Genomic DNA, 11,711 nt, shown 5'->3' with positions numbered 1-11,711 from the left:
TGCCAGGACTGCGTGGAAGCATCGACGTTGCGAGGCAGCAACACCCGGTCCGTCGTGTCGGCGGTCCGCGGTGGAATGGTGTCCGACACCACCGGGTTGTACCGGAGACGCTGTTGCGAGAAGGAAACGAGGAGACCATGTCCGACGTGCTCATCGACCGTCCAGAACTCGAAGGGCTCGGCCAGTACGAATTCGGCTGGGCCGACTCCGACGCGGCCGGCGCCTCCGCCCGCCGCGGGCTCTCGGACGAGGTCGTCACCGACATCTCCGAGCGCAAGGGCGAACCGGAGTGGATGCGGGCGAACCGCCTCAAGGCGCTGAAGATCTTCGACCGCAAGCCGATGCCCTCCTGGGGTGCGGACCTGTCGGACATCGACTTCGACAACATCAAGTACTTCGTGAAGTCGACGGAGAACCAGGCCGAGTCGTGGGAGGACCTCCCCGAGGACATCCGGACGACCTACGAGCGTCTGGGCATCCCGGAGGCCGAGCGTCAGCGTCTCGTCGCCGGCGTCGCCGCGCAGTACGAGTCCGAGGTCGTCTACCACCAGATCCGCGAGGACCTGGAGCAGCAGGGTGTCATCTTCATGGACACCGACACGGCGCTGCGTGAGCACCCGGAGCTGTTCCAGGAGTACTTCGGCACCGTGATCCCGTCCGGTGACAACAAGTTCGCCGCGCTGAACACGGCCGTCTGGTCGGGTGGCTCGTTCGTCTACGTCCCGAAGGGCGTCCACGTCGAGATCCCGCTGCAGGCGTACTTCCGCATCAACACGGAGAACATGGGCCAGTTCGAGCGGACGCTGATCATCGCGGACGAGGACTCCTACATCCACTACATCGAGGGCTGCACCGCCCCGATCTACAAGTCGGACTCCCTGCACTCCGCCGTCGTCGAGATCATCGTGAAGAAGAACGCACGCGTGCGCTACACGACGATCCAGAACTGGTCGAACAACGTCTACAACCTCGTGACGAAGCGTGCGATCGCGCACGAGGGCGCCACCATGGAGTGGATCGACGGCAACATCGGCTCGAAGGTGACGATGAAGTACCCGTCGATCTACCTGGCCGGCGAGCACGCCAAGGGCGAGACCCTCTCGGTCGCCTTCGCGGGCCCGGGTCAGCACCAGGACGCCGGCGCGAAGATGATCCACATGGCGCCGTACACGACGTCGTCGATCGTCTCGAAGTCGATCGCCCGTGGTGGCGGTCGTGCCGGGTACCGCGGCGAGGTCCGCGTGGACCCTGCGGCACACCACTCGGCGAACACCGTCCGCTGTGACGCGCTGCTCGTGGACACGGTCTCGCGCAGCGACACGTACCCGGCGATCGACATCCGCGTGGACGACGTGCAGCTCGGACACGAGGCAACGGTCTCCCGCGTCAGCGAGGAGCAGCTGTTCTACCTCATGTCGCGTGGCATGCCCGAGGACGAGGCCATGGCGATGATCGTGCGCGGGTTCATCGAGCCGATCGCTCGCGAGCTCCCGATGGAGTACGCACTCGAACTCAACAAGCTCATCGAGATGAGCATGGAAGGATCCGTCGGCTAGATGTCCAGCTCCACCCCTCCTCCCCACATCGACCAGCCGACGGAGCCCGCGAGCACGCTCACGTCGGGCGGTACGGACCAGCACGGCGCCCGGGCGCACTCCGACGGCGGCTGGGACACCAAGGTGCCCGTGCAGACGCGTTCCGAGCGGTTCCGCTCGGGCGACGTCGGTGCCTTCCCCGCCGTGACCGGCCGAGAGGTCAACTGGAAGTTCGCGCCGCTCGACAAGATCCGGCCGCTCCTCGAGAGCACGCTGGACGGCTCGGCGTACCCCTTCCTCGCGACCCAGTCCGCCGGCGCCGACGTCGAGTGGGGTCGCAGCGACGACCCGCGCGTCGGTGGTGCCGGACTGCCGGAGGACCGGGCGGCCGCCGCTGCCTGGAGCGCCCGTGACGCCGTCCTCACGATCACCGTGAAGGCGACCGGCGAGCACGAGTCCATGACCGTGACGCGGTCGGACTTCGGGACGCACCCGCGTGCCGCGCACACCGTGATCACGGCCGAGCAGCACGCCGAGGGCATCGTCGTGATCGACAACCGCGGGTCCGCGCTCCTCAGCGAGAACCTCGAGATCGTGGTCCGGGACGGCGCACGACTGACCGTCGTCACCGTGCAGGACTGGGACGACGACGCCGTGCACGTGTCGACCCACTTCGCCGAGGTCGGCCGCGATGCGTTCCTCAAGCACGTGGTGGTCTCGCTCGGCGGCGACGTCGTCCGCGTCAACCCGTCGACGCACCTCGGTGCGCAGGGTGCCGACGCGGAGATGTACGGGGTGTACTTCGCGGACGCCGGGCAGTACATCGAGCAGCAGGTGTACGTCGACCACGACGCACCGAACACCCGCAGCCGCGTCAACTACAAGGGCGCGTTGCAGGGCGCCGGCGCGCACACGGTGTGGATCGGGGACGTCCTGATCGGGCGGACCGCTCCGGGCACCGACTCCTACGAGCAGAACCGGAACCTCGTGCTCACCGACGGCACCCGCGCGGACAGCATCCCGAACCTCGAGATCGAGACCGGGGACATCGAGGGTGCCGGGCACGCCAGCGCCACCGGCCGCTTCGACGACGAGCAGCTCTTCTACCTGCAGGCCCGCGGCATCCCCGAGGAGGAGGCACGTCGTCTCGTCGTCCTCGGCTTCCTCGTCGAGGTCATCCAGAAGATCGGCGCGCCCGCGCTCGAGGAACGCCTGGTCGCCGCGGTCGAGCAGGAGCTCGCCGAGGGCCGGACGGTCCTCGCCGGGCCCGCCGCGGACCTGGTCGGCCCCGAGTCGACCGGTGCCGGGACGACCGGGGCCGACGCCTGATGGCCGAGAAGGTCTGCGCCGAGGGCGACATCGCCGTCGACAGCCCCATGCGGGTCGTCGTCGACGGCACGGCGGTCGCGATCGTCAAGGACTCCGCTGGGACCGTGCACGCCATCGGCGACACCTGCACCCACGGGGAGATCTCGCTGTCCGAGGGCTTCGTCGAGGACGACTCGCTCGAGTGCTGGGCGCACGGCTCGCAGTTCTCCCTGACGACCGGCAAGCCGAAGAACTTCCCGGCCTACGAGCCGGTCCCGGTCTTCCGGGTCGAGGTCCGGGACGGCGACGTCTACGTCGACGTCCACGACCCGGTCCCGGTCGACTGACCCGTCCACTTCTTCCGCGGCTGACGCCGCACCACAGCCACGACCGAAGGAACGCAATGTCCACTCTCGAAATCCGCGACCTGCAGGTCTCGATCGACACCGACCAGGGCACCAAGGAGATCCTCAAGGGCGTCGACCTGACGATCAACGAGGGCGAGATCCACGCGATCATGGGCCCGAACGGTTCCGGCAAGTCGACCCTCGCCTACACGATCGCCGGGCACCCGCGCTACCACGTGACCGGTGGATCGATCACCCTCGACGGGCAGGACGTCCTCGCGATGAGCGTCGACGAGCGCGCGCGGGCGGGCATGTTCCTCGCCATGCAGTACCCGGTGGAGATCCCCGGCGTCACGGTGTCGAACTTCCTCCGCACGGCGAAGACCGCGATCGACGGCGAGGCGCCCGCGCTCCGCGGGTGGGTCAAGGACCTCCGCTCGTCGATGGCCGACCTCAAGATGGACCCGTCCTTCGCGGAGCGCAATGTGAACGAGGGCTTCTCCGGTGGTGAGAAGAAGCGTCACGAGATCATGCAGCTCGAACTCCTCAAGCCGAAGTTCGCCGTGCTCGACGAGACCGACTCCGGCCTCGACGTCGACGCGCTGAAGATCGTGTCGGAGGGCGTCAACCGCGCCAAGGCCGCGACCGGGCTCGGCGTGCTGCTCATCACCCACTACACGCGCATCCTCCGCTACATCACGCCGGACTTCGTGCACGTGTTCGTCGCGGGCAAGGTCGCGGAGCAGGGCGGTCCGGAGCTGGCCGAGCGTCTCGAGAACGAGGGCTACGACCGCTACGTGCAGGCCGCTGCGGCCACGGCGGAGTGACGATGATCACGACACTCGCCCCCGAGAAGTTCGACGAGGTCGTCGAGGGCCTGAAGGAGGTCCAGGACCCGGAGCTCGGCGTGAACATCGTCGACCTCGGGCTCATCTACGACCTCGCCTGGGACGACGAAGCGAGCGCCCTCATCATCAGCATGACGCTGACGAGTGCGGGGTGCCCGTTGACCGACGTCATCGAGAACGACACGGCCAACGCCCTCGACGGCATCGTCGACGCCTTCCGCATCAACTGGGTCTGGATGCCGCCGTGGGGTCCGGAGCGGATCACCGACGACGGTCGCGAGATGATGCGCGCGCTCGGCTTCTCGATCTAGCCGACCAGCACGCACGACAGGAGGCCCGGTACCGACTGGTACCGGGCCTCCTGTCCGGACGTGGTCCGGAGCGCGATCAGCGGCGGCCGAGCGCCTTCCAGGCGAGGGGCAGCAGGCCAGCGGCGATGAGCGCCTTCGCGATGCCGCCGACGATGAAGGGGTAGAGACCCGCCGCGAGGACGGACTGCAGGTCGTTCGGAGCACCGAGGGCGCCGAGGGCCACCGCGAGGTAGGGCAGGCCGGTGACGAAGGGGACCGCACTCGCGAGCAGCATGGCCGCCGCGGCGCGACCGACCCCGCGGTCCCAGTTGCGGCGCGCAAGCCACCCGATGAGGCAGGCCGCGGGGATGAAGCCGATGACGTACCCGAAGCTCGGCAGGGTGAGGGCCTGCAGGCCGCCCTGGGCGTCGGCGAAGAACGGCGCACCGGCGAGCCCGGCGATCGCGTAGACGAGCATCGAGAGCACACCGCGGCGGGCTCCGAGGGTCGCACCGACGAGGACGACGGCCAGGGTCTGCCCCGTCACGGGGACCGGCCACATCGGCACCTCGACCTGCGCGAGCGCGGCGGTGAACAGCGCGCCGCCCGCGACGAGCGCGGCGTCGGTGGCGAGGCCGTGCGTGCGCAGACGGTCGGCGAGGACTGCGCGGGGAGCGAACCCGGTGGCGTTCGTCATGGATTCTCCTAGAATGGACTGCTGGTCCGTTTCGGACCATCGGTCCCGTCAGCGTAGCGGTGCACCTCCCGCACACACCGTTGTGCACATCCACCAACTGATTGGACGACCTCTGTGCTTGCCGTGCACGACCTCGAGATCCGCGTCGGGGCTCGCCTCCTGATGGAGAACGTGTCCTTCCGCGTCGAGCGGGGGGACAAGATCGGCCTCGTCGGCCGCAACGGCGCCGGCAAGACCACGATGACCAAGGCGCTGGCGGGGGAGACCGCCCCGACCGACGGCAAGATCGACCGCTCCGGCGAGATCGGCTACCTGCCGCAGGACCCTCGGTCCGGCAACCCGGAGGACACGGCGCGGAAGCGCATCCTCGATGCCCGCGGTCTCGGCGAGCTCGTCGACCGGATCCGCAAGGCGACGATCGACATGGCCAGTGAGGACGCGGCGGTCGCCGAGAAGGCGATGAAGCGCTACTCGCGACTCGACGACGAGTTCAACGCCCTGGGCGGGTACGCAGCCGAGGCGGAAGCGGCGTCGATCGCCTCGAACCTGAAGCTGCCGGACCGCATCCTCGACCAGCAGCTGAAGACGCTGTCCGGTGGGCAGCGCCGCCGCATCGAGCTCGCGCGCATCCTGTTCTCCGACGCGGACACGATGATCCTCGACGAGCCGACCAACCACCTCGACGCGGACTCGGTCGTCTGGCTGCGTGAGCACCTCAAGACCTACCCCGGCGGCGTCATCGTCATCTCGCACGACGTCGAGCTCGTCGAAGAGGTCGTCAACCGCGTGTTCTACCTGGACGCCAACCGCCAGACCATCGACATCTACAACATGGGCTGGAAGCTGTACCAGCGGCAGCGCGTCGCCGACGAGGAGCGTCGCCGCAAGGAGCGCGCCGGTGCCGAGAAGAAGGCAGCGACGCTCAAGGACCAGGCCGCCCGCTTCGGTGCGAAGGCGTCGAAGGCGGCGGCAGCGCACCAGATGGTCGCTCGTGCCGAGAAGCTGCTCGCCGGGCTCGAGGACGAGCGCGTCGCAGACCGGGTGGCCAAGATCCGGTTCCCCACGCCGGCTCCGTGCGGCCGGACGCCGCTCATGGCCGAGGGGCTGTCGAAGTCCTACGGGTCGCTGGAGATCTTCGCGGGTGTCGACCTGGCGATCGACCGCGGTTCGCGCGTGGTCATCCTGGGCTTCAACGGCGCCGGCAAGACCACCCTCCTGCGCATCCTGGCCGGCGCGGACCAGCCGGACACGGGGCAGATCCAGCCCGGCCACGGCCTGCGCATCGGCTACTACGCCCAGGAGCACGAGAACATCGACGTCAACCGCACGGTGATCGAGAACATGGTCTCCGCGTCGACCGACCTCAACGAGACCGAGGCCCGTCGGGTGCTCGGCTCGTTCCTGTTCACGGGTGACGACGGCTACAAGAAGGCCGGCGTGCTCTCCGGCGGCGAGAAGACCCGCCTGTCGCTCGCGATGATCGTGGTCTCGGGCGCGAACGTGCTGCTGCTCGACGAGCCGACGAACAACCTCGACCCGGCGTCGCGCGAGGAGATCCTGGGTGCCCTGGCCGGCTTCGAGGGCGCCGTCGTCCTCGTGTCGCACGACGCCGGCGCGGTGGAGGCGCTCAACCCGGAGCGTGTCCTGCTGCTCCCGGACGGCACCGAGGACCACTGGAACAAGGAGTACGCGGAGCTCATCGAGCTCGCGTAGTGGCGCGGCGGATGCGCGGCCGAGCGCGGTGACCGGCCGGCTCAGCGCCGCGACTCGAGGAGCTCGTCCTCGATCTCGGCGTCCGACTTCGGCTTCGTCTCCTTGCGACGCTGCCGGTCGAGCGCGCGTTCCCGCTCCTCGGGGTCGTCCTGGTTGAGGTTCCGGTACTCCTGCAGCATGACGTAGCCGAGGAAGCCGAACCCGCCGACCGCGAACAGGAACCACTGGATGAAGTAGCTGAAGTGCAGGCCGGTGTCGGCGCTCGGGCGTTCCCACCCGAGCGGTCGAGCCTCGGTCGGCGCCGGGGACTCGCTGTCGAGCTGCCCGTAGGCACCGGTCCAGATGGGGTGTCCCGCCTTGTCCGCGACGTCGGCGAGCGTGACCGACTGCACCTGGTCGGAGCCAGCAGGGTCGCTGCGGCCGGGGATGCGTGGCTCGGACTCCTGCAACCGCACGACGACGCTCACGGTCCCGCTCGGCGGAGCGGGAACGTCGTCCGGGCTGTCCTGGCGGTTCCCCGTCGGCACCCAGCCGCGGTCCACGACGAACGCCCGGCCGTCGGCGGTGACGAGCGGGGTGAGCACCTCGAACCCGGGCTGACCGTTGTGCACCCGGTTCCGGACGAGCATCTGGTGGTCGGTGTCGTACCGGCCGGTGACGCTGACCCGGAGCCAGGTGAGGTCCTCGCGCCACGTGTCGGCGCGGGGGAGGACGTCGTCGAGGGGGACCGGAGCGTGGTCGTAGTTCGCGGCGATCTGGGCGTTCTGTCGGACCGCCTCGTTCCGACGGTCCCACTGCCACATGCCGAACAGGGCGCACACGACCGCGAAGGCGACGGCGATCGCGAAGTACCCGAGCCACCGGCGGCTCCGGACGAAGCGCCACCCGACGAACGGCTCGCCCGGTCTCCCGGTGCCGTCGCTGTGGTCGTCCGTGTCCGCGGCGGGACGCGCGGCGGCCCGGCGGAGCCGCTCTGCATGGCGGCGACCGTACCGGGATCCGGGGTCGAAGCCGTCCGTCATCGCCCGTCACCCGCGGCGCGGGCCGCGGTGTCGTCGAGGTCGTCCACGTCCTCGTCGATGCCGGTCACCCGCACGGGGAAGGACCGGGACCGGAGGTAGTCCGCGAGGAAGCCGCGGTGTTCGTCACACGCCGCCCAGATCTTCACGCGGTCGGCCGCGTGGATGCGCGGGTTGCGCCAGTTCACACGCCAGGCCGCCGTCGACGAGCACCCGGCCCGCGAGCAGACCGGCGTCGCCCCGGGCTCGGTGAACAGGTCGAACGTCGCTCCCATCAGCGGCGGCCGCCGTTGCGCGTCGGCCACACCCGTGACCGGTCGCCGTTGCGCTGCCAGTCCTCCTGCGCGCGCTGCGCGGCGTCGCGGAGCCGCTCCTGCTCGGAGCGGTACGCCTGGGCGCGGGCTTCTTCCTGCTCGTCGCGGAGGCGGGTGTCGGCGGCGTACAGCTCGACGGCGCCGCCGGGGCGGACGACGTCGCCGCCGGTCCGGTTGCCGGCGTTCGCGAGGACGACGGCCACCCAGGGCACGATCGCTGCCGCGACGATGGGCACGACCGCGATCCAGCTGTGCCAGGCGCTCCAGATGAGCACCGCCGCCACGAAGCAGACGACGCGGAACGCCATCTGCCAGACGTAGCGGGAGAGCCGGTGGGCGCGGTCGATCTCCGGGTTGTCGGGGAGGGTCGTGACGTTCTGCGCGGCCGTCGGGCGCGCGGTGACGTGCTCCGGGGTCGTGCGCTGGAGCTGGATGCGCTGCGTGCTCTGCGTCTTGCGGTTCATGCGGTGGGGTCTCCGTCTGCCGGCCTCCAGTTTACGCCCGGGGTACGACAACGGCGGGCCCGTGCGGGGACCGGCCGTTCGCCCGGAGCGCACCGCTAGGCTCGTGCGGGCGTGTCCGGGCCCGGCGTCCGCGACCGCCATCGACCACCAGCGAACGGAGCGCCCATGACCACCCCCCGTACCGTCCTCATCACCGGCGGCAACCGCGGCATCGGCCACGCGCTCGCGGTCCGGTTCGTCGCCGCGGGGCACCGCGTCGCGGTCACGTCGCGGAACGGCCAGGGCGGCCCCGAGGGTGCGCTCACCGTGCAGGCGGACATCACCGACACCGCATCGGTCGACCGTGCCTTCACCGAGGTCGAAGCCGCGCTCGGCCCGGTCGAGGTGCTCGTCGCGAACGCCGGCATCACGAACGACCAGCTCCTGCTCCGCATGTCGGAGGAGGACTTCACGAGCGTGGTCGACACGAACCTCACCGGGACCTTCCGCGTGGTCAAGCGCGCGACGAAGGGGATGATGAAGGCGAAGTTCGGCCGGATCGTCCTCATGTCGAGCGTCGTCGGCGCCTACGGGCAGATCGGGCAGGTCAACTACGCGTCGTCGAAGGCCGCCCTGGTCGGCATGGCCCGCTCCATCACGCGCGAGCTCGGGTCACGCGGCATCACCGCGAACGTCGTCGCTCCCGGGTTCATCCAGACGGACATGACCGCTGCCCTCTCGGAGGAGCTGCAGGCCGAGTTCAAGAAGGCGATCCCGGCCGCGCGCTACGGCAGCGTGGACGACGTCGCGGACGCGACGCTGTTCCTGGCCGGCGACGGTGCCGGCTACATCTCGGGCGCGGTCATCCCGGTCGACGGCGGCCTCGGCATGGGCCACTGACGGGCTGGGCCTCCGGGTTCGACCCTGGGCTGCGCCTCCGGGTCCGTCCCTGGCAGCGGCTCCGGGCCCGCCCCGGGCAGCGCCTGTGGCCGCCCGTCCGGCTGACCGGCGGTCGGCGCAGGCAGCGCGCCGCCCGGCGACGCCCCGGTGGCTGGCCTCAGCCGCGCAGGCCGAGCGCCGCGAGGACGACCGACAGGTCGCGGTCGACCACGGCCACGTCGGCCTCGGCGCGGACCCGGGGCTTCGCGTCGAACGCGACGGCGAGCCCCGCGACGGCCATCATCCCGAGGTCGTTCGCGCCGTCGCCCACCGCCACCGTGCGTGCCGGGTCGACACCGTCCGCCGCGGCCCACGCGAGCAACGAGTCCGCCTTCGCCCGGGCGTCGACGACGGCCCCGAGCACCTGGCCGGTCAGCACGCGGTCGCGCACCTCGAGGCGGTTCGCCCGGCAGTGGTCCAGGCCGAGTGCGTCGGCGAACGGGTCGAGGACCTCGTGGAACCCGCCCGACACGACGCCGACCGTTCCACCGGCGGCGTGGACGCCGTCGACGAGCTCGCGCGCACCGTCCGTGACCCGGACGGCCTGCTGCGCCTCGGCGAACACCCCGACCGGGAGGCCCGCCAGCGTCGCGACCCGCTCCCGGAGGCTCGCCGCGAAGTCGATCTCGCCGCGCATGGCCCGCTCCGTGACCGCCTGGACACGTGGCCGGGTCCCGGCGGCGTCGGCGAGGAGTTCGATGACCTCGTCCTCGAGCAGGGTGGAGTCGGCATCGAGGACGACGAGGAAGCGCGGCACCCGACCACGCTACCGGGACGCCCGGTCGTGTGACGGTGGCCGGCGTCACGGCCGACGACGAGGACCCCGCCACCCGGAGCGGGCGACGGGGTCCTCGTCGGGTCGGACGGTGGCTCAGGCCTCGACGCGGACGCCCTTGCCGACGACGGTGATCCCGGAGTCGGTCACGGTGAACCCGCGGGCCTCGTCGGCCTCGCGGTCGAGACCGACCGAGGCACCGGGGGCGAGGACGACGTCCTTGTCGAGGATCGCGCGGTTCACCACGGCACCCGCCCCGATGGTCGCCCGTTCGAAGACGATCGAGTCGAGGACCCGCGCCTGCGAGTCGATGGTCGCCCACGGGCCGATGACGCTGCGTTCGACCTGGGCGCCGGAGAGCAGGCACCCGAGGGAGACGATCGAGTCGACCGTCGCGCCGGTGTTGCCGTTCGCGTCGCGCACGAACTTGGCCGGGGGCAGGTTCGTCTGCTGGTTGAAGATCGGCCAGTCCTGGTTGTACAGGTTGAAGACGGGCACGGGTGCGATGAGGTCCATGTGCGCGTCGAAGAACGAGTCGATCGTGCCCACGTCCCGCCAGTAGTACTTGTCGCGGTCGTTCGACCCGGGCACCTCGTTGCGCTGCAGGTCGTAGACGCCGGCGTCGCCGCGCGCGACGAAGTCCGGGATGATGTCGCCACCCATGTCGTGGTTCGACGTCTCGATCTGGCCGTCCCGCAGGACCGCGTCGACGAGGGCGTCGGCGTCGAACACGTAGTTGCCCATCGACGCGAGCACCTCGCCCGGGGAGTCCGGCAGGCCGGTGGCGTCCTTCGGCTTCTCGAGGAAGGCCTCGATGCGGGTCGGGTCCGCGTCGTCGACCTTGATGACGCCGAACTGGTCGGCGAGCTCGATCGGCTGCCGGATCGCGGCGACGGTGGCGCTGCGACCGGAGGCGATGTGGGCCTCCACCATCTGTGAGAAGTCCATCCGGTACACGTGGTCGGCGCCGACCACGACGACGATGTCGGGCCGCTCGTCGCGCATCAGGTTGAGGGACTGCAGGATCGCGTCGGCCGAGCCGGCGAACCAGCGCTTACCGAGCCGCTGCTGCGCGGGGACCGAGGCCACGTAGGAGCCGAGCAGCCCCTCCATGCGCCAGGTCTGCGAGACGTGCCGGTCCAGTGAGTGCGACTTGTACTGCGTCAGGACGACGATGCGCTGGAGCCCGGAGTTGACCAGGTTCGACAGCGCGAAGTCCACGAGGCGGAAGTTCCCACCGAACGGCACGGCCGGCTTCGCACGGTCCGCGGTGAGCGGCATGAGTCGTTTGCCCTCGCCGCCGGCGAGGACGATGCCGAATACCTTCTTCGTTGCCATGTCGTTCACAGTAGGCGTCAGCACTGGGAAACCGTTACCGTGAACGCGTGCGAGTCGATCTACTGACCAGGGAGTATCCGCCAGAGGTGTACGGCGGAGCCGGTGTCCACGTTGCCCAGCTGACCGCGGCGCTGCGGTCCGGGAC

The 11,711-nt window shown here is 70.2% G+C and carries 13 protein-coding genes; 7 read left to right on the top strand and 6 right to left on the bottom strand.

Annotated features, from left to right (window positions below; translation table 11 throughout):
- Positions 1-137: 137 nt before the first annotated feature.
- The 5 genes from sufB to DEI84_RS15310 are packed head-to-tail and all read left to right on the top strand — an operon-like array spanning position 138 to position 4,349.
- A complete protein-coding gene (sufB, locus tag DEI84_RS15330) occupies positions 138-1,556 on the top strand; it encodes a Fe-S cluster assembly protein SufB (protein ID WP_110825013.1) in 1,419 nt (472 codons plus the stop codon).
- A complete protein-coding gene (gene sufD / locus DEI84_RS15325) occupies positions 1,557-2,864 on the top strand; it encodes a Fe-S cluster assembly protein SufD (RefSeq protein ID WP_110891514.1) in 1,308 nt (435 codons plus the stop codon).
- Positions 2,864-3,190: a non-heme iron oxygenase ferredoxin subunit gene (locus DEI84_RS15320; protein ID WP_110825011.1), complete on the top strand. Its 327-nt coding sequence runs from the start codon at positions 2,864-2,866 to the stop codon at positions 3,188-3,190. The genes sufD and DEI84_RS15320 overlap by 1 nt, the downstream gene beginning before the upstream one ends.
- 56 nt (positions 3,191-3,246) lie before the next feature.
- Positions 3,247-4,017: a Fe-S cluster assembly ATPase SufC gene (gene sufC / locus DEI84_RS15315; protein WP_110825010.1), complete on the top strand. Its 771-nt coding sequence runs from the start codon at positions 3,247-3,249 to the stop codon at positions 4,015-4,017.
- Between the two features lie 2 nt (positions 4,018-4,019).
- Complete coding sequence (locus DEI84_RS15310; protein ID WP_110825214.1) at positions 4,020-4,349, top strand: metal-sulfur cluster assembly factor; 330 nt, start codon at positions 4,020-4,022, stop codon at positions 4,347-4,349.
- A 76-nt stretch (positions 4,350-4,425) separates the two neighbouring features.
- Here the strand turns inward: DEI84_RS15310 and DEI84_RS15305 are convergent, their stop codons facing one another.
- Positions 4,426-5,025 (bottom strand): biotin transporter BioY, encoded by a 600-nt coding sequence (locus tag DEI84_RS15305; RefSeq protein ID WP_110891513.1) that lies wholly within the window; start codon positions 5,023-5,025, stop codon positions 4,426-4,428.
- Between the two features lie 114 nt (positions 5,026-5,139).
- Between DEI84_RS15305 and DEI84_RS15300 the strand changes: the two genes are divergently transcribed.
- Positions 5,140-6,738 (top strand): ABC-F family ATP-binding cassette domain-containing protein, encoded by a 1,599-nt coding sequence (locus DEI84_RS15300; RefSeq protein ID WP_110891512.1) that lies wholly within the window; start codon positions 5,140-5,142, stop codon positions 6,736-6,738.
- Positions 6,739-6,779: 41 nt separating this feature from the next.
- Here DEI84_RS15300 and DEI84_RS15295 read toward each other — a convergent pair whose 3' ends face one another.
- The 3 genes from DEI84_RS15295 to DEI84_RS15285 are packed head-to-tail and all read right to left on the bottom strand — an operon-like array spanning position 6,780 to position 8,535.
- Positions 6,780-7,760 carry an SURF1 family protein gene (locus DEI84_RS15295; RefSeq protein WP_110891511.1) on the bottom strand — a complete coding sequence of 327 codons (981 nt, stop codon included), beginning with the start codon at positions 7,758-7,760 and terminating at the stop codon, positions 6,780-6,782.
- Positions 7,757-8,032: a hypothetical protein gene (locus DEI84_RS15290; RefSeq protein WP_110825213.1), complete on the bottom strand. Its 276-nt coding sequence runs from the start codon at positions 8,030-8,032 to the stop codon at positions 7,757-7,759. The genes DEI84_RS15295 and DEI84_RS15290 overlap by 4 nt, the downstream gene beginning before the upstream one ends.
- Positions 8,032-8,535, bottom strand: a complete 504-nt coding sequence (locus tag DEI84_RS15285; protein ID WP_110891510.1) for a DUF3099 domain-containing protein — start codon at positions 8,533-8,535, stop codon at positions 8,032-8,034. The genes DEI84_RS15290 and DEI84_RS15285 overlap by 1 nt, the downstream gene beginning before the upstream one ends.
- Before the next feature lie 165 nt (positions 8,536-8,700).
- Between DEI84_RS15285 and fabG the strand changes: the two genes are divergently transcribed.
- Positions 8,701-9,414 carry a 3-oxoacyl-ACP reductase FabG gene (fabG, locus tag DEI84_RS15280; protein ID WP_110825005.1) on the top strand — a complete coding sequence of 238 codons (714 nt, stop codon included), beginning with the start codon at positions 8,701-8,703 and terminating at the stop codon, positions 9,412-9,414.
- A 157-nt stretch (positions 9,415-9,571) separates the two neighbouring features.
- Here fabG and serB read toward each other — a convergent pair whose 3' ends face one another.
- Both serB and glgC read right to left on the bottom strand, forming a co-directional pair.
- Complete coding sequence (serB, locus tag DEI84_RS15275) at positions 9,572-10,210, bottom strand: phosphoserine phosphatase SerB (RefSeq protein ID WP_110891509.1); 639 nt, start codon at positions 10,208-10,210, stop codon at positions 9,572-9,574.
- A gap of 114 nt (positions 10,211-10,324) precedes the next feature.
- Complete coding sequence (gene glgC / locus DEI84_RS15270; protein ID WP_110825003.1) at positions 10,325-11,566, bottom strand: glucose-1-phosphate adenylyltransferase; 1,242 nt, start codon at positions 11,564-11,566, stop codon at positions 10,325-10,327.
- Positions 11,567-11,711: the final 145 nt, after the last annotated feature.

Origin of the sequence: Curtobacterium sp. MCBD17_023, assembly GCF_003224415.1 — a bacterium.
Taxonomy (GTDB): Bacteria; Actinomycetota; Actinomycetes; order Actinomycetales; family Microbacteriaceae; genus Curtobacterium.
This window is presented reverse-complemented; position numbering and strand designations above follow the sequence as displayed.